Origin of the sequence: Inhella sp. (assembly GCF_041912635.1) — a bacterium.
In the GTDB taxonomy this organism is placed as follows: Bacteria; Pseudomonadota; Gammaproteobacteria; order Burkholderiales; family Burkholderiaceae_C; genus Inhella.
In genome coordinates this window covers 1-17,430 of the sequence record NZ_JAYRMO010000029.1, presented here as the reverse complement: position 1 = coordinate 17,430, position 17,430 = coordinate 1, and the positions used below count along the sequence as shown (strand labels likewise).

Sequence of the window (17,430 nt, the reverse complement as noted above, 5' to 3'; positions counted from 1 at the left end):
TCGTAGCAGTCCAGAGCAGAATCCAGCCCCATCGGCGTCGAAACGGTCCCGTCCATGAGCAAAAAGAACGACATCCAGCTGCTGCGCATCAACTACCTGCGTGGCCCCAATATCTGGACCTACCGCAGCTGCCTGGAAGTGTGGCTGGACCTGGGCGAGCTGGAAGACCACCCCAGCCACCAACTGCCCGGCCTGAACGAGCGCCTGTGCAGCTGGCTGCCCAACCTGGTGGAACACCACTGTGGCGTGGGCGAGCGCGGCGGCTTCCTGCAGCGCCTGCAGGAAGGCACCTGGTGCGGCCATGTGCTCGAACATGTGGTGATCGAACTGCTGAACCTGGCCGGCATGCCGACCGGCTTCGGCCAGACGCGCTCGACCTCCCAGCGCGGCGTCTACCGCATGGTGTTCCGCGCCCGCGACGAGCAGGTGGCGCGCGCCGCCTTGCGGGAAGGCCATGCGCTTTTGATGGCCGCCATCAACGATGAGCGCTTTGATGTGCAGGCCGCTGTGGCGCGCCTGCGCGACACGATTGACGATTGCTACCTCGGCCCCAGCACCGCCGCCATCGTGGCCGCCGCCACCGAGCGCCGCATCCCGCACATCCGCCTGAACGACGGCAACCTGGTGCAGCTGGGCCATGGCGCCAAGCAGCGTCGCATCTGGACGGCCGAGACCGACCGCACCAGCGCCATCGCCGAGGGCATCGCCCGCGACAAGGACCTCACCAAAACCCTGCTGCAGGCGGTGGGCGTGCCCGTGCCACACGGCGTGGTGGCCAAGAGTGCCGAGGCCGCCTGGGAGGCCGCGCAGGACCTGGGTCTGCCGGTGGTCGTCAAACCCAGCGACGGCAACCATGGCCGCGGCGTCACCCTGGACCTGAAGACCGAGCAGGACGTGCACGCCGCCTTCGCGCTGGCCGAAACCGAAGGCTCGGAAGTGCTGGTGGAGCGCTGCATCCCCGGCAACGAGCACCGCCTGCTGGTGGTGGGCGGCAAGGTGGTGGCCGCCGCGCGCGGCGAATCGGCCTGGGTCCATGGCGACGGCAAGCACAGCGTGCAGCAGCTGATCGACCAGCAGATCAACACCGACCCGCGCCGCGGCCTGACCGAGGACTTCCCTCTTAACCGCGTCACCCCCGAGGAAGACCCGGTGGTGCTGCTGGAGCTGCAGCGCCAGAACCTCAGCCCCAGCTCGGTGCCCGCCCATGGCCAGCGCGTGCTGATCCAGCGCAACGGCAATGTGGCGATTGACTGCACGGCCGAGGTGCACCCCGAAGTGGCCCATGCCGTGGGTCTGGCGGCACGCACCGTCGGCCTGGACATCGCCGGCATCGACCTGGTGTGCGAGGACATCGGCAAGCCGCTGCAGGAGCAGGGTGGCGCCATCGTCGAGGTGAACGCCGGCCCCGGCCTGCTGATGCACCTGAAGCCTGCCGAGGGCGTGCCCCAGCCCGTCGGCCAGGCCATCGTGGACCACCTCTTCGCCGAGGACGAGAGCGGGCGCATTCCCATCGTGGGGGTGACCGGCACGAACAGCCCGAACGGCACCACGCCGATTGCGCGCCTGGTGGCCTGGCTGCTGCACCTGCATGGCAAGCAGGTGGGCCTGGCCTGCCACGCCGGCCTGTTCCTGGGCCCGCGCCAGGTGGAGAAGCAGGTCAAGCGGCCCTTTGACGCCGCGCACCGCCTGCTGATGAACCGCCGAGTGGATGCCGTGGTGGCCGAAAACGACGCCAGCTCGATCCTGAACGACGGTCTGGCCTACGACCGCTGCCTGGTCGGTGTCGTCACCGACCTGAACCTGAACGACCAGCTGCACCACCACGATGTGCGCGAGCAGGCCCAGCTCTTCAAGGTGCTGCGCACCCAGGTGGACGTGGTGCTGCCCGAGGGCGCGGCGGTGCTGAATGCCGAGGACGAACAGGTGGCCAGCATGGCCGAGCTGTGCGACGGCGAGGTGATCTTCTACAGCTGCAACGAGCAGGCCGCCCCGCTGGTGGCGCACCGGCACGGCGAGGGCCGCGCGGTGGTGCTGCGCACCGGCCAGGCCTGGCTGCTGGGCCCAGAGGGCGAGGTGGTCGGCGCCAATGTCGATTCCCTGCTGCGCCGCTATGCCGCGGCGGGCCTGAGCTGCGAGGCGCCGGCCGTGTTGGCCGCGGTGGCCAGTGCCTGGGCACTCGGCATTTCGCCGGAATTGATCGCCGCCGGCCTCGAAACCTTCATCCCCGCAGCCTGACCCGAGAGACAACATGGAAATCTCCCGCATCCGCGCCCTGCGTGGCCCGAACATCTGGAGCCGCCACATCGCCATCGAGGCGGTGGTGGTGTGCACCCCGGCCGAGTGCGACATCAACGACCTGCCCGGTTTCGAGACCCGGCTGCGCGCCCTCTTTCCCGGCGTGGGGCCGCTGCACAGCCCGCAGAAGGAACCCGTGAGCCTGGCCCATGTGCTGGAGCAGGCCACGCTGGCGCTGCAGGCCCAGGCGGGCTGCCCGGTCACCTTCAGCCACACCCACCGCACGCCCACGCCCGGGCACTTCCAGGTGGTGGTGGAGTACAGCGAGGAAGACGTGGGCCGCCTGGCCTGCGACGAAGCCATCAAGCTGATGCAGGCCGCGCTGGAAGGCCGCGAGGATTGGGATGACGAGGCCGTCATCAAGGCCCTGCGCGAGCTCGACGAAGACGTGCGCCTGGGCCCTTCCACCGGCAGCATCGTCAATGCCGCCGTGGCGCGCGGTGTGCCCTATCGCCGGCTGACGCAGGGCTCGCTGGTGCAGTTCGGCTGGGGCCACAAGCAGCGCCGCATCTGGGCCGCGGAGGTGGATGCCACCAGCGCCGTGAGCGAGTCGATTGCGCAGGACAAGGACCTGAGCAAGCGCCTGCTGCAGAGCGCCGGCGTACCGGTGCCGCACGGCCGCCCGGTGGACAGCGTGGAGGACGGCTGGGCCGCCGCGCAGGAGATCGGCCTGCCGGTGGTGGTGAAGCCCCAGGACGGCAACCAGGGCAAGGGCGTGACCGTCAACGTCAGCACCCGCGAGGGCTTCGAGGCCGCCTACAAGGCCGCCGAGGAGATCGGCGAGGTGATGGTGGAGAAGTTCCTGCCCGGCTCCGACTACCGCCTGCTGGTGGTGGGCAATCAGCTGGTGGCCGCGGCGCGGCGGGACCCGCCGCAGGTCAGCGGCGACGGCGTGCACACCGTGCGCGAGCTGGTGGCCAAGGTCAACGAAGACCCGCGCCGTGGCGACGGCCACGCCACCTCGCTGACCAAGATCCGCCTGGACGACATCGCCATCACCCGCCTGGCGCTGCAGGGGCTGACGCCGGATGCCGTGCCCGAGAAGGGCCAGCGCGTCATCCTGCGCAACAACGCCAATCTGAGCACCGGCGGCAGCGCGACGGATGTGACGGACGACGTGCACCCCGAGGTCGCACAGCGCGCCATTGCGGCGGCCCAGATCGTCGGCCTGCATGTCTGCGGCGTCGATGTGGTGGCCGAGACCGTGATGCGGCCGCTCGAAGAAGTGAACGGCGGCATCGTCGAGGTGAACGCCGCGCCGGGCCTGCGCATGCACCTCTCGCCCTCCTACGGCAAGGGGCGCAATGTCGGCAAGGCGGTGATCCAAAGCATCTACGGCTCGGACAAGAACGAGGACGGCCGCATCCCCGTCGTCGCCGTCACCGGCACGAACGGCAAGACGACCACGGCACGCCTGATCACGCATCTGTTTGCCACCAGCGGCATGACGACGGGCATGACGAACACCGACGGCGTCTATGTGGACGGCCGTCAGATCGACAGCGGCGATTGCTCCGGCCCGAAGAGCGCGCGCAATGTGCTGATGCACCCCGATGTGGAGGCCGCGGTGTTCGAGTGCGCGCGCGGCGGCATCCTGCGCGAGGGTCTCGGCTTCGACCGCTGCCAGGTTGCCGTGGTGACCAATGTGGGCGCCGGCGACCACCTGGGCATGAATTACATCGAGACGGTCGAGGACATCGCCCGCCTCAAGTCCGTGGTGGTGCAAAACGTGGCGCCCAGCGGCTATGCCGTGCTGAACGCAGCCGACCCGCTGGTGGCCGCGATGGCACCGCAGTGCCCGGGTCAGATCATTTATTTCTGCGCCGACCGCCACCTGCCGCTGATGGCCACGCACCGGGCGCAGGGCCGGCGCTGCGTGTTCGTGGATGAAGGCGCCGTGGTGGCCAGCGATGGCGCCTGGCGCGAGTCGATCCCGCTGCGCGACATCCCCATCACGCGCGGTGGTCTGCTCGGCTTCCAGGTCGAGAACGTCATGGCCGCCGTAGCGGCCGCCTGGGGCGCCGGCCTGGCCTGGGACGCGATCCGCCGCGGCCTGGCCAGCTTCAACAGCGACGGCGACAACGCCCCCGGCCGCTTCAATGTGATGGAGTTCCAGGGCGCCACCGTGATCGCCGACTACGGCCACAACCCCGACGCGATGCGCGCACTGGTGACCGCCGTCGATGCCCTGCCGGGCAAGAAGCGTGTGGTGGTGATCAGCGGTGCGGGCGATCGCCGCGATCAGGACATCACGGAGCAGACCCAGATCCTGGGGGCTGCCTTTGACCAGGTGGTGCTCTACCAGGACGCCTGCCAACGCGGCCGCGAGGATGGCGAGGTGCTGGCCCTGCTGCGCAAGGGGCTCGAAGGCGCCAGCCGCACGCGCCAGGTGGATGAGATCCGCGGCGAGTTCGTCGCCATCGACCACGCCCTGGCAACGCTGGAAGAAGGCGATCTGTGCCTGGTGCTGGTGGACCAGGTTGAGGAGGCGCTGGCGCATCTGCGCCGTCGTTGCAGCGAGTAGTGGGGCGAGCAGAAAGGCTGTTGGCCCTGCTGGAACTGCTGCGCCGCCACCGCCGCCCGGTGCGCGGGGAACAGCTGGCCGGCCAGCTTGGCATCAGCCTGCGCACGCTCTACCGCGACATCGCCGCCCTGCAGGCGCAAGGCGCCACGATCGAGGGCGAGGCGGGCGTGGGCTACCTGCTGCGCCCCGGCCACAGCCTGCCGCCGCTGATGTTCGGCGTCGAGGAGATTGAGGCCCTGGCCCTGGGCGTGCGCTGGGTGGCGCAGCGCAGCGCCGACCCGGCCCTGGGCGAGGCCGCCCGCCAGGCCCTGGCGCGCATCCGTGCCGTGCTGCCCGCCACGCTGCGGCACGAGCTGGACCACAACCCCCTGCTGGTTCCCCCCGTCGAGCAGACGGCCAGCGACCCGCGCTGGCCCGGCCTGCTGCGCCAGGCCCTGCGCCAGCAGCGCTGCATCCAGGTGGGCTACTGCGATGGACAGGGCCGTTTCAGCGAGCGCGTGCTCTGGCCTTTCGCGCTGGGCTTCTTCGAGCAATCGCGCGTGCTCTCGGCCTGGTGCGAACTGCGTCAGGACTACCGCCACTTTCGCCTGGACCGGCTGCAGACCCTGGAACTGCTGGACCGCAGCTACCCACGCCCGCGCCAGGCCCTGCTGGCCGAGTGGCGCGCGCGCGAAGGCATCCCGCCGCTAGAATGACTGCTGACAGGATCTGACAGTGCCGCGCCCGAGCATGGCGGCTCTTCAACCGGAGCCCTTCATGCAAGCCCTGATTCCCAACTGCCTGATCCTTTACGTCGCCAGCGTCGCGCACAGCGTCGAGTTCTACCGCCATCTGCTGGGCGCCGCCCCGCTTGAGCACCACCCGGGTTTCGCCAGCTTCCAGCTCGGCGAGCACATGGTTCTGGGCCTGTGGGCCCGTGCGGACGTGCTGCCGACGGCGCAAGCTGCACCGGGTTCTGCCGAGCTGGTCATCCAGTGCGCCAGCCGTGGCGAGGTGGATGCCCACCACGCCGCCTGGCTGGCCACGGGCTGGCCGGATCTGCAAGCCCCCACGGCCATGGACTTCGGCTACACCGCCACCACGGCCGACCCTGACGGACACCGCGTGCGGGTGTTCTGGCCCACGGCCTCCTGATATGCCGGCATGAACCTGCAGGCCGCCTTTGGTGCACCGCTGACCCAGCTCTTTGCCGCCAAGGTGGCCGATTACCAGGCGGCCCGGCCCGACTACCCGGCGGACCTGTTCGAGTGGCTGGCCGGCCAGCTGCCCGCGGACCCACGGGTGCTGGATCTGGGCGCTGGCACCGGCCTGTTCACGCAGAGCCTGCTGGCCCGCGGCTGGGAGGTGCTGGCGGTGGAGCCCGAGGCCGCCATGCGCGCCGCCTGCGATGCGCGCCTGGGCGCCCACCCGCGCTACCGCAGCGCGGCGGGCCAGGCCGAGGCCCTGCCGGCGGACGCAGCCGATTTCGACCTCATCACCGCCGCGCAGGCCTTCCACTGGTTCGATGTCGGCCCGGCGCGCCGGCAGTTCGAGCGCGTGCTGCGTCCAGGGGGCCGGGTGGCATTGGTGTGGAACGACCGCGTGGCGGAATCGGCCTTGAACCGCGAACTGGATGCCTTGCTGACCGAGTTCGGCGGCCACGGCCGGGCCGCGCAGACGGCGGACAACGACCGCGCCCGCGCCCATGAGTTTCTGGGCGCCGACCTGCAGCAATGGACGGGGCCACATGGCCACCGGCTGGACCAGACCGGGTTGCAGGCCCTGGTGTTTTCGCGCTCCTACATGCCGGCACGCGATAGCGCAGCCGGGCAGGCGCTGATGCCTCTTTTGGCGGCGCTATTCAGCCGCCATGCCGCGAATGGGCAAGTGGAGCTGCCCTACCGAACCCTCTGCCTGATGGGGAGCCTGCGCTGCTGAGACTTGGGCTCAGACGTGTCGCCAGGCCTCGCTGCGCACATTGAAGTCCTGCTCCGCCACGCCGCGCGCCTCGGCTTCGCTGCGATGCCAGGTGTCACCACTGAGCTCACCATCCTCGGATCGATAGCTGAGCAGGTAGCCCTCCTGGTCGGGGTTGAGGCACAGCTCAAAGCGCACGGGCCGCCCGCCCTGCACCGTCTGAGCGGGCCAAGTCAACCAACCCTGCTCCTGGCTGCCCGTCACCCAGACTTCGGCCTGAGTGTTCTGCCTGCGCTTGTTCGCGCCAAACCGGGCCTGCGGGTGAGCTTGGGCCCGCGCCGCCGACGTCATTCTTTTTCCCATTGTTGACACCTTGAGGCTGCCACTTCTTGTTACAGATGAGAGTGTCCTGCCCCAGGAGCTTTCCAGCCTCAGTCGGACGAAGGAGGCGCGGCTGCAGGTGCGACAAATCACCGCCGGTGGCGCAGTCCACAGCGCTGGACGTCGATTCAGGGCCTGAAATCGGCAGATCGTCGCAAGCCACTCGTGTCGATTAGGGCAATCCCGCAAAGTTCAGCCATCGCAACGCTGAACCCCAAGGAGCCCACCATGAGCCGCACCACTTCCCGCCTCGCCGATGTCCTGACCTTCGTCACGATGGCCGGCCTGACCTTCGCCAGCGCCGCCGCCCTCGCCACCTACGCCCCGGCCCCGCTGCACGAAGAGCTGCACATGGTGACGGTGCTGCCGCCGGTGGAAGTGGTGGTGCCGCGCGCCCACCAGGTGGTGCACCAGCTGCCCACGGTGGTGATCACCGCCAAGCGCGCCGAGCAAGCCGAGCGCGTGGCGCAGGCCGCGGCGAATTGCCTGCCTTCAAGTACCGCAGTCTGCTGAGCCGCCCAGCGTTCCGCGATACCTCGAACAGCCCGGCACTGCCGGGCTGTTTGCTTTGAGCCCGGCGCCGCCGGGCTTTTCACTTTTGAGCGGCGCAACGAGCCATTCGCCCGCCGCAAACCGCAGTTCGTCGCAGCCGGCTCGCATCGCCCGCCGCCCCGTCGCACAGTCCACCCATCGCTTCTCGCACCGGAGACCCACCATGAACCTGCGCCTGCCGCCCCTGCTGAGTGATCTGCTGGCCGCCCTGGCCTTGGTGGGTCTGGCTTTTGTGGGCGCCAGCCTGCTGAGCCAGCAGCCCGCAGCGGACCCAGTCAAGCCCAACGCCTTGCTGATCGCCAAGAGCAGCCAGAGCACCAAGACCTGAAGGCGGCCCGGGGCGCGCACTCGAGCCGCGCGCCCTTCGGGGTCCTCCCGCCTGCAGCGCAAAGCCCGGCACCGCCGGGCTTTGTCATTTCAGGCGGCGGCTTTGTGGCGGGTGTAGAGGAAGTCGATCACCGCCTTGCGCGCCTGCATGTAGCGGGCGTCTTCGGCCAATGCGACGCGTTCGCGCGGGCGTGGCAAGTCGACCGTCAGCACCTCGCCGATCGTCGCCGCGGGCCCGTTGGTCATCATGACGATGCGGTCCGACAGCAGCACGGCCTCGTCGACATCGTGCGTCACCATCACCACGGTGGCGCCGGTGCGCGCCACGATCGCCAGCAGCTCGTCCTGCAGCTGGGCGCGCGTCAGCGCATCCAGCGCGCCGAAGGGCTCGTCCATCAGCAGCACCTTGGGCTCCATGGCCAGCGCACGGGCAATGCCCACCCGCTGCTTCATGCCGCCGCTAATCTCCGCCGGCCGCTTGCCCGCCGCATGCGCCATGCCCACCAGCTCCAGCGCGGCCTGGGTGCGGGCACGCAGCTGGCTGCGGCTCTCGCGCTTGCCGAACACGGTTTCCACCGCCAGCAGCACGTTTTCGAAGCAGCTCAGCCAGGGCAGCAGCGAGTGGTTCTGGAACACCACCGCGCGCTCGGGGCCGGGGCGGTCGATCTCGCGCTTGTCGCAGATCAGCGCCCCGCTCGTGGGCTTGAGCAGGCCGGCAATCAGGTTCAGCAGCGTGCTCTTGCCGCAGCCGCTGTGGCCGATCAGGGTCATGAACTCGCCGCGCCGGATGTTCAGGCTCACGTCCTGCAGCGCATGGAAGCGCCCGCGCTGCGTGTCGAACACCATGTCCACGTGTTGGATCTCAATCATGGGAAACCTTTCGAGCGAGCAGGAGCAGCAGCTGTTCGAGCAGCAGGCCGACGAAGCCGATGACAAAGATGGCGATCAGGATGTGAGCGACGTTGAGGTTGTTCCACTCGTCCCAGACCCAGAAGCCGATGCCCACGCCGCCGGTCAGCATCTCGGCCGCGACGATCACCAGCCAGGCCGTGCCCACGCTCAGCCGCACGCCCGTCAGCAGATAGGGCAGCACGGCGGGGAAGAGGATGCGGGTGATCAGCTTCCACTCGCTCAGATTCAGCACGCGGGCAACGTTCAGGTAGTCCTGCGGCACGCGCTGCACGCCCTGGGCGGTGTTGAGGATCATGGGCCAGATGGAGCAGATGAAGATGGTCCAGATGGCCGCCGGGTTGGCGCTCTTGAACACCAGCAGGCCGATCGGCAGCCAGGCCAGCGGGCTGACCGGACGCAGCAAGCTCACCAAGGGGTTCAGCATCGCTGCCAGGAAGGCAAAGCGGCCGATGAGGAAGCCCAGCGGAATGCCCACCAGCGCCGCCAGGCCAAAGCCCAGGCCCACGCGCTGCAGGCTGTTCAGGATGTTCCAGCCGATGCCCTGGTCGTTCGGGCCGTTGCGGTAGAAGGGGTCGGCGAACAGCTTCGCTGCGGCATCGAAGGTGGCCTGGGGTGTGGGAAAGGGGCCGCCCTTTTGCGTGAGCAGCGCCCACACGCCCACCAGCAGGGCCAGGCCGAGCACGGGGGCCAGCACGGGCAGCAGCGCACGGCGCAGCCAGGGTGCGCGCGGTGTGCGCGCCGGTTTGGTGGCGCGCAGCGGCGCGGGGGCGAGAGCGGGTGAGAGCGCAGGAGCGGGCGCAGTCGGGGTGAGCACCTCGGCCTGGTGGAAGACGGCAGCAACCATGGTGTTCTCCTTCAGACCTTGAGGGCAAAGCCGTCGGCGTACTTGGCCGGGTCCTTGCCGTCCCAGCTCACGCCATCGATCAGCTTGCTGGTGCGGAAGTCGCTCTTGGGCACGCTGATCTTCAGTTGCGCGGCCGCCTGCTTGTAGAGCTCGGTCTGGTTCACCTGCTGGGCCACGGCCAGGTAGTCGGGGTGGCTCTTCAGCAGGCCCCAGCGCTTGTGCTGGGTCAGGAACCACATGCCGTCGCTCAGGTAGGGGTAGTTGACGGCGCCGTCGTCAAAGAACTTCATGTGGCGCGGGTCGTCCCAGGTCTTGCCCAGGCCGTTCTGGTAGCGGCCCAGGATGCGCTGGTTGATCGCGTCGACGCTGGTGTTGACATACGCCTTCTCGGCAATCGTCTCGGCCATCTTGTTCTTGTTGATGAGGCCGGCGTCGATCCAGCGCCCCGCCTCCAGCACCGCCATCACCACCGCGCGGGCGGTGTTGGGGTACTTCTTGACGAACTCGGACGTGGTGCCCAACACCTTCTCGGGGTGCTCGGGCCAGACCTCCTGGGTGGTGGAGGCGGTGATGCCGATGCCGTCGATGATGGCGCGGTGGTTCCAGGGCTCGCCCACACAGAAGCCATCCATATTGCCCACGCGCATGTTGGCCACCATCTGCGGCGGCGGCACGGTGATGACCTTGGCGTCCTTCAGCGGGTGCACGCCATGCGCGGCCAGCCAGTAGTACAGCCACATGGCATGCGTGCCGGTGGGGAAGGTCTGCGCGAAGGTGTACTCGCGCTTTTCCTTCGCCATCAGCTTGGCCAGGCCCGCGCCGTCCACCGCGCCCTGCTCGGCCAGCTTCTTCGACAGGGTGAGCGCCTGGCCATTGCGGTTCAGCGTCATCAGCACCGCCATGTCCTTCTTGGGCCCGCCCACCCCAAGGTGCACGCCATACATCAGGCCGTAGAGCACATGGGCGCAGTCCAGTTCGCCGTTGACCAGCTTGTCGCGCACGCCGGCCCAACTGGCTTCCTTGGTCGGCACGATCTTGATGCCGTACTTCTTGTCGAAGCCCAGCACCGAGGCCATCACCACCGACGCGCAGTCGGTCAGCGGAATGAAGCCGATGCGCACCTCTTCCTTCTCGGGCTTGTCCGAGCCGGCGGCCCAGGCGCGCGGCAGCACGCTGCTGGCGGCGGCCGCGGCGCCGGCACCCAGCAGGCTGCGGCGGGAGGTGTTCAGGGGGTCATCGCTCATCGGTGGCTCCAAGGCAAAAAAAGAGGGCGTCACAGCCAACGTCTGCCCGCCTCAGGAGACCAATCCAGGCGGCCAGCTGTCAGCTGGACGCCCTTGTCCAACACAGCTTAGGAATGCCGGGGGCTTGCGCTCCCTTTATTCCTGCCACCCGCCCCGTTGCGGGTGACGCTTTCTCTATTGCAGGAGCCGTGCCAGCTTTTTTCAGGGGGGGTCTGCCCCATGCGGTGGCCGTTTGGCGCTGCGGACGCGCCGTGCTGGTGCAGATCGGCCCCGTCTCGGTGCCGGGCCGGGGTTTCAGCCCCGCAGCAGCTCGGCGGCGGCGATGACGCGCTGGGCCACGCTGGCCAAGGTTTCACCCCGGTCCATGGCCAGTTTGCGCAGGCGCTTGTAGGCGGCGTCCTCGCTCAGGCCCTGCTCTTGCATCAAGAGGCCCTTGGCGCGCTCGATCTGCTTGCGCGTGGCCAGCTCGAGCTGGGCGGCATTCAGCTCCTCGCGCAGGCTGCGGTCCTGCGCAAAGCGCTCCTGCGCCACCGCCAGCACGGCGGCCAGGCGCTCGGGCTGCAGCTCGGGTACGCCATAGGCGCTCACGCCGGCGCGCAGCGCGGCGCGGATGGTTTGCGAGGCGGCGTCATCGGCCAGCATCACCACCGGGCGCGGGGCGCGCTCGTGCATCAGGGCCAGGTGCTCCAGGGTGTCGCGGCTGGGCGATTCGGCGTCCACGATCACTACATCAGGCCGCAGTTCCTCCACCGCGGCCTGGATGCGTGTGGCCTCGTCCAGCACGCCCACCACCTGGTGGCCCTGCAGGATCAGCGCTTCGGCGACCAGGCGCACGCGGTGGGCGCCGTCGTCGATCAGCAGCACACGCAGGGCGGCAGCAGGGGGCATGGGAATGGCCATGCCCCCTGCTGTGCAAGCACCGTGCCAGTTGCCTGTCAGGGCGTCTGCAGCACCTGCAGTTCGCTCACCCCACCGGCCCCCTTCCCCCAGCGCAGGCGCACATGGGTGGCCACGGCGGCAATTTCGGCTTCGCTGAGCACATGACCAAAGGGCGGCATGCCGAAGGGACGCGGGTTGGCGGCGGTGGAAGGGCCAAAACCGCCGTGGCGGATGGCCTTGACCAGGTTGGCGGGGCTGGGCAGGGCGAGGGTGCGGTTGTCGGCCAGCGGCGGGTACAGGCCCTGACCATCGCCCTGCTCGCCATGGCAGGCGGCGCAATGCTGGGTGTAGAGCCGTGCGCCCAGGCTGGCGCGGCCGGCCTGCTGGGCGGGTTGCCGGTCCGGTTGGCTCTCCACCGCCTCAGGGTCAGGCAGGCTGCCCAGGTAGGCGGCCATGGCCCGCAGATCGGCCTCACTCAGGTACTGGGTGCTGTGCAGCACCACCTCGGCCATCGGCCCCAGCGCTGCGCCGCGGGCGGACTGGCCGCTGCGCAGCAGGCCGGGCAGCTCGGCGGCTTCGCGCGCGCCGCCCAGGGCCGGGGCGTACCAGCCACTCACCGGCATCAGGCCGCCGCCCAGAGCGGCATCGGCCAGGCTGCCGCCCAGCGCGTTGCGCGGCGCGTGGCAGCTGGCGCAGTGGCCCAGGCCTTGCACCAGGTAGGCACCGCGGTTCCAGGCCGCATCCCGCGCGGGCTCGGCTAGGAACTCACCGGGCCGGAAATGCAGCGCGCGCCACACGGCCAGGGCCCAGGGCTGGTTGTAGGGGAAGCGCAGCGCGTGCGGCGGGCGCGCGCGCTCCTGCGCCGGCAGGCTTTGCAGAAAGGCGAACAGCGCGTCGCTGTCGTCCCGCGTCACCTTGGTAAAGGCGGTGTATGGGAAGGCGGGGTTTAGCAGCCGGCCGTCGCGCCCGCGGCCGTGGTGCAGGGCCTGCCAGAAGTCTTCGGCGCTCCAGCTGCCCAGGCCGGTGCGCGGCGCGGGCGTGAGGTTGCCCGCAAAGACGGTGCCGAAGGGCGTCTCGATGCCGCGCCCGCCCGTGTAGGGCAGGCCGCCGCGCGCCGTGTGGCAGGCCACGCAATTGCCGGTGCGGGCCAGGTAGGCGCCGCGCTCGATCAGGGCCGGGGTGCTGGAGAAGGCTTGGGCTGGAGCAGGGGCCGGACTGCGGTTCATCCAGGCCACCCAAGCGGCAAACATCACGAGCCCCAGCAGCAGCAGGGCCAGGCTTCGTCGCAAGGCGCGCTTCATTGCGCGGCTCCGCAGGGCTCGGGGAGGGGCGCCGGGGCTTCGGGCTGCAGGCCGGGGGGCACCGGCTGGTGGGCGATCCAGCGCGTCACGGCGGCCACGTCTTCGGGGCTTAGGCGGCGTGCCAGCTCGGCCATGCAATCGGGGGCCTGGGCGCGGCGCTGGCCCACACGCCACGCACCCAGCTGGCCGAGCAGGTAGTCCGGCGGCAGGCCCAGCAGGCCCGGGATGCCGGGCAGGCGCCCGCCCAGCCCCGCCCCGTGGCAGGCCGCGCAGGCGGGCAGGCCGCGCGCCTTGTCGCCCTGGCGCACCAGCTGCTCACCGCGGCGCAGCTGCTCCGGGCTGGCCGCCGGCCGGGCCGGCGCGGGGTAGGGCAAGTCCAGGGTGGCGAAGTAGCCGGCAATCTCGCGCAGGTAGGCGTCACTGAGCGGCGCCATCAGGCTGGCCATCACCGCGTTGGAGCGGCGGCCGTCCCGGAAGGCGAGCAACTGCTGGTAGAGGTAATCGGCCGGCTTGCCCGCCAGGCGCGGGTGGTAGCCCTGGGGGGTGGCACGGCCCTCAGCGCCGTGGCAGACGGTGCAGGCCTGCAGGCGCTGGGCCAGGGTGTCTTGAGGAGCGGGGGCGGCGGGCGCCGGGGCGCCGGCCAGGGCCAGCAGCAACAGGCCGGCGCGCCGCAGGGCGGCAAACAGGGTCATCGACATGCCTGCCATGCTGCCTGGGTTTGCAGCGGCCCAGGCGGCCACTGGGTCTTTCAGCGCTCGCTACCGGGCTCCCACAGCAGGGCCAGGGCGGTGGCCGCCTCGGTGACGGCCGCGGCGCTGGCGGCATCGGGGCGCCACAGGCGCGGCGTGCCACCCACCAGGTCCAGCGCGCCCACCACACGGCCGTCGAGGCGCATCAGGTAGCCCAGCGGCCGCTGGCTGGCGATGCCACTGCCCTCGTACTGGTGCACCGAGCTGATCTGCAGGCGCTGCTTGCCCCGCTGGTACTCGCCTTCGCGCTGGTCCAGCGTGGCGCGCACACGGCGTTCGCTCAGGCTCAGCTGGGCGCGGCCGCCCTCCCCGCCTTCCCCACCCTCCCACTCGCAGCGCAGCTGGAAGGGGCGCAGCTCCACCGCCAGCACGCCGGCCTGCAGCTCGTGGCGGCGCGCCGTGCAGCTGGCGCGGCGGGGGCCGCTGGCGCGCTGCCACTCAAAGCGCAGCGGGGCGCTGCCGAACTCGAGCGCGCGGTCGAACAGCTGCCAGGTGGAGGACTCGCGCTCGAAGCGCAGCGGCGCGCCGTCCAGCTTGAACTCGCCGCGCCGGCCCGCGCCCACCGGGCCCAGGGTTTCGGCGGCCGAAGCGTTCAGCTCGGACGGCAGTTGCATGCGGGCTTCGCGCACCAGGCCGCTGCAGGCACTCAGCGCCAGGCAGGCGGTGGCCAGAGCGGCCCGGGAAAGGAATCGTTGCATCGTCGGTTCTCGTCAGGGGTCGCCGGCAACGGCCTCGTTGCGTTCGGCGTTGACCCGGTAGCGCAGCTGCACGAAGCCGCAATCGGGGTACGGCGTGGCCGCTTCCAGCTGCAGGCCCACATCGCCCGGCAGCGCGCCCCAGAGCGTGCGGCCCTGGCCCAGCAGCACCGGAATCACGGTCAGCGTCAGGCTGTCCAGCAGGCCCTCGCGCAGCGCGCTGTGCACCAGCTGGCCACCGTCCAGATAGACCTGGCGCACGCCCTGCCCGCCCAGGCGCTCCAGCAGCGCGGCCAAGGGCTCGGCCGTCTGCTGCAGGGGCTTGCCGGGCAGCAGCTGCAAGGGGCGGCGTGAGCAGACCCACACGGGCTTGTCGCCATAGGGCCAGGGGTCGAAGCCCTGCACGGCTTCAAAGCTGCCGCGGCCCATCACCAGGGCATCCATGCGGGAGAAGAATTCGGCGTAGCCGAAGTCCTCCCCCGCGGGGGCCTGGGCATGGCGTTGCAGCAGCCAGTCCAGGCCGCCATCGGGCCGGGCGATGAAGCCGTCGAGCGAGGCGGCCAGAAAGGCATGGGCACGGGCGCGCATCAGGCTTGCTCCTCCGCCGCTTGCGGGGCGACCACGGCGCCGGCCAGGATGCCGCCGTCCACGTGCAGCTCGGTGCCGGTCATGTAGGCGCTCTCGTCGCTGGCCAGCAGCAGGGCCACGGCGGCCACCTCTTCGGGCGTGCCGAAGCGGCGCAGCGGGCAGTCGGCCGTGAAGGCGGCCATGCGCGCTTCGCGCTCGGGGCCCTCGCCCAGCATGGGTTCCCACATGGGGGTCAGGATGGCCGCCGGGTGGATGCTGTTGCAGCGGATCGGCAGGCCCAGCTGCGCGCAGTACAGCGCCACGCTCTTGGTGTGGTTGCGCACCGCGGCCTTGCTGGCCGCGTAGGCGGCCGCCATGGGAATGCCCACCAGCCCAGAGCGCGAGCTGATGTTGATGATGGACGCCGCGGGGCTGTGGCGCATGGCGCGGATGCCGTGCTTGCAGCCGAGGAACACGCCGTCGGAGTTGACCGCGTGCACGGCACGCCAGTCCTCCAGCGACGCGTGCTCGGGGTCGTGCGCGGCGCCCTGCTCCAGGCCGCTGATGCCGGCGTTGTTCACCAGCACATCCAGCCGGCCGACGGCGGCAAGCACCTGGTCCATGGCGCGGATCCAGTCGGCCTCCTCGCGCACATCCAGGGTCAGCGCCGCGGCGCCCAGGCGCTGCGCGCAGGCCCGGGCGCCGGGGCCGTCGCGGTCGCTCACCCAGACCCGTGCGCCCTCGCGCACAAAGGCCTCGGCAATCGCCGCGCCGATGCCGCGCGCTGCTCCGGTGATCAACGCCACCTTGTCTTGCAGTCTTCCTTGCACGGCCATGCTTCTCCTCCGAAGTCCTTACTCGTAAATCTGCACGGTAGCGTTGAACTGGCCCTGCAGACTTTCGCCACCCACCACCAGCACGCGGCCGCTGCGCAGCCGGGTCACGCTGTGGCCGGCGCGCTCGCCCGCCATGTCGGCCAGGGCCTGACCGCCCAGCGCGAGGTCGTAGCGCTCGGCGCTCCAGGCATGGCTGTTCGCCGCCGTCTGCCCGCCAAACAGCAGCACCTGGCCGCTGGGCAGCAGGGTGGCGCGCACCTGGCTGCGCGGCTGGCGCAGCGGCGGGAGCTCGGCGAAGTGGCCGCTGGCGGGGTCGTAGCGCAGCACGCTGGCGCTGGGCTGGGGGTTCTCGCCCACGAGCTCGCCACCCAGGATCAGCACACGGCCATCCGGTCCCAGCAGAGCGGCATGCTGGCTGCGCAGCGGCAGGCCGCTTTCCACCGGTGTGAAGCGTTCGGTGGCGGGATCGAACAGCTCGGCCAACGGGGCGTTGGGGTTGTCGCTGTGGCCCCCGACGATGAGGATCTTGCCGCTGCCGAGCACCGTCATGGTGTGACCGGTGCGGCTGCTGTGCATGCCCTGGGGCAGGCGGCGGAAGGTGCGCGTGGCCGGCTCCCAGATCTCGGCGGTGGCGCTGATGGCCGGCGCGCTGCCGCCGTACGAGACCACCCCACCCGCCACCAGCACCCGGCCCCCGGGCAGGAGGGCGGCTGCGTGGTCGGTGCGCGGCGTGCTCATCGTGCCGGCCGGCTGACTTTGACCGGTGCGCTCGTCCAGCAGTTCGGCGGCGCGCCAATCGGCGCCACTCAGGAAGCCGCCGGTGACCAGGATCTGCCCTTGCGGGAGCCGCGTGGCCACCGGCGCCGCGCGGCCGCTGATCAGCTGGCCGAAGGGCAGGATGGAGCCACTCTGCGGGTCGTATCGATCCACCCGGTCGCTCAAGGCCCCACCGCCCCGCGAGCCGCCGATCAGCAGCACGCTGCCGTCGTCGGCCAGCAGCGCGGCGTGTTGGGACAGGTACAGCGTTTGCGGCAGGTTCACATAGCGGTCACGAAATCGCACCGGCACGCGCAGCACGGCTTCAGCGTCCTGCCGACCCGCGCTGCCCACCACCAGACGGAACTCGCGCTCGCGGTCCAGCGGCCCGACGCGCAGGCTCTGGCCGGACTGCAAGGCCGTGCCGTCAGGGTCGAGGCGGCCGAACTGGCCCTCGAACTCGGCCTTCAGCAGCACGGAGTCGCCCACAAACACCTCGCTGCGATCGGACTGGAAGCTGAGCACGCGCGGTGCCGGGTTGCCCGGCGGCGGATTGGTAGGAGGCGGCTGGTTGGGGTTACCGGGCGGCGTGGGTTGCGGCGCAGGCGTGCTGGAGCTGCCCCCGCCGCCACAGGCGCTGAGCACGGCGGCCACCAACAAGGCGCCGGCATG

The 17,430-nt window shown here is 70.4% G+C and carries 18 protein-coding genes; 7 read left to right on the top strand and 11 right to left on the bottom strand.

The features are described 5' to 3' along the window. Positions 1-54 precede the first annotated feature (54 nt). The 5 genes from cphA (ACE3QP_RS16275) (at position 55) to ACE3QP_RS16255 (ending at position 6,736) form a co-directional block, all read left to right on the top strand. Complete coding sequence (gene cphA / locus ACE3QP_RS16275) at positions 55-2,235, top strand: cyanophycin synthetase (protein ID WP_374437537.1); 2,181 nt, start codon at positions 55-57, stop codon at positions 2,233-2,235. Between the two features lie 13 nt (positions 2,236-2,248). Continuing rightward, the gene (gene cphA / locus ACE3QP_RS16270) at positions 2,249-4,819 is read left to right on the top strand and encodes a cyanophycin synthetase (RefSeq protein ID WP_374437536.1); all 2,571 of its coding nucleotides are present in this window, start codon (positions 2,249-2,251) and stop codon (positions 4,817-4,819) included. Between the two features lie 20 nt (positions 4,820-4,839). Next, complete coding sequence (locus ACE3QP_RS16265; protein ID WP_374437535.1) at positions 4,840-5,514, top strand: helix-turn-helix transcriptional regulator; 675 nt, start codon at positions 4,840-4,842, stop codon at positions 5,512-5,514. A gap of 61 nt (positions 5,515-5,575) precedes the next feature. After that, a complete protein-coding gene (locus ACE3QP_RS16260; protein WP_374437534.1) occupies positions 5,576-5,953 on the top strand; it encodes a VOC family protein in 378 nt (125 codons plus the stop codon). Positions 5,954-5,962: 9 nt separating this feature from the next. Next, a complete protein-coding gene (locus ACE3QP_RS16255; protein WP_374437533.1) occupies positions 5,963-6,736 on the top strand; it encodes a class I SAM-dependent methyltransferase in 774 nt (257 codons plus the stop codon). Positions 6,737-6,745: 9 nt separating this feature from the next. Here ACE3QP_RS16255 and ACE3QP_RS16250 read toward each other — a convergent pair whose 3' ends face one another. Continuing rightward, positions 6,746-6,952: a hypothetical protein gene (locus tag ACE3QP_RS16250; protein ID WP_374437532.1), complete on the bottom strand. Its 207-nt coding sequence runs from the start codon at positions 6,950-6,952 to the stop codon at positions 6,746-6,748. Positions 6,953-7,324: 372 nt separating this feature from the next. On the opposite strand from ACE3QP_RS16250, the gene ACE3QP_RS16245 reads away from it, so the two are divergent. Continuing rightward, positions 7,325-7,609 (top strand): hypothetical protein, encoded by a 285-nt coding sequence (locus tag ACE3QP_RS16245; protein ID WP_374437531.1) that lies wholly within the window; start codon positions 7,325-7,327, stop codon positions 7,607-7,609. A 202-nt stretch (positions 7,610-7,811) separates the two neighbouring features. After that, positions 7,812-7,976 carry a hypothetical protein gene (locus ACE3QP_RS16240; RefSeq protein ID WP_374437530.1) on the top strand — a complete coding sequence of 55 codons (165 nt, stop codon included), beginning with the start codon at positions 7,812-7,814 and terminating at the stop codon, positions 7,974-7,976. 89 nt (positions 7,977-8,065) lie between these two features. On the opposite strand, the gene ACE3QP_RS16235 is transcribed toward ACE3QP_RS16240, so the two are convergent. The 10 genes from ACE3QP_RS16235 to ACE3QP_RS16190 all read right to left on the bottom strand — a co-directional run. Next, positions 8,066-8,845 carry an ABC transporter ATP-binding protein gene (locus ACE3QP_RS16235; protein WP_374437529.1) on the bottom strand — a complete coding sequence of 260 codons (780 nt, stop codon included), beginning with the start codon at positions 8,843-8,845 and terminating at the stop codon, positions 8,066-8,068. Then, a complete protein-coding gene (gene ntrB / locus ACE3QP_RS16230) occupies positions 8,838-9,731 on the bottom strand; it encodes a nitrate ABC transporter permease (protein WP_374437528.1) in 894 nt (297 codons plus the stop codon). The genes ACE3QP_RS16235 and ntrB overlap by 8 nt, the downstream gene beginning before the upstream one ends. Before the next feature lie 11 nt (positions 9,732-9,742). Beyond that, positions 9,743-10,975, bottom strand: a complete 1,233-nt coding sequence (locus tag ACE3QP_RS16225) for a CmpA/NrtA family ABC transporter substrate-binding protein (protein WP_374437527.1) — start codon at positions 10,973-10,975, stop codon at positions 9,743-9,745. A 294-nt stretch (positions 10,976-11,269) separates the two neighbouring features. Further along, positions 11,270-11,875 carry an ANTAR domain-containing response regulator gene (locus tag ACE3QP_RS16220; protein ID WP_374437526.1) on the bottom strand — a complete coding sequence of 202 codons (606 nt, stop codon included), beginning with the start codon at positions 11,873-11,875 and terminating at the stop codon, positions 11,270-11,272. A 35-nt stretch (positions 11,876-11,910) separates the two neighbouring features. Further along, positions 11,911-13,155: a c-type cytochrome gene (locus tag ACE3QP_RS16215; RefSeq protein ID WP_374437525.1), complete on the bottom strand. Its 1,245-nt coding sequence runs from the start codon at positions 13,153-13,155 to the stop codon at positions 11,911-11,913. Beyond that, a complete protein-coding gene (locus ACE3QP_RS16210) occupies positions 13,152-13,853 on the bottom strand; it encodes a cytochrome c (RefSeq protein WP_374437524.1) in 702 nt (233 codons plus the stop codon). The genes ACE3QP_RS16215 and ACE3QP_RS16210 overlap by 4 nt, the downstream gene beginning before the upstream one ends. A 50-nt stretch (positions 13,854-13,903) precedes the next feature. Next, on the bottom strand, positions 13,904-14,602 hold the full coding sequence (locus ACE3QP_RS16205) for a hypothetical protein (protein ID WP_374437523.1): 699 nt from the start codon (positions 14,600-14,602) through the stop codon (positions 13,904-13,906). 12 nt (positions 14,603-14,614) lie between these two features. After that, on the bottom strand, positions 14,615-15,187 hold the full coding sequence (locus ACE3QP_RS16200) for a dihydrofolate reductase family protein (RefSeq protein ID WP_374437522.1): 573 nt from the start codon (positions 15,185-15,187) through the stop codon (positions 14,615-14,617). Then, complete coding sequence (locus tag ACE3QP_RS16195) at positions 15,187-16,002, bottom strand: glucose 1-dehydrogenase (protein WP_374437521.1); 816 nt, start codon at positions 16,000-16,002, stop codon at positions 15,187-15,189. Before ACE3QP_RS16195 ends, ACE3QP_RS16200 begins: the two co-directional genes overlap by 1 nt. Positions 16,003-16,020: 18 nt before the next feature. Then, on the bottom strand, positions 16,021-17,430 hold a 1,410-nt coding region (locus ACE3QP_RS16190), incomplete at its 5' end, for a Kelch repeat-containing protein (RefSeq protein ID WP_374437520.1).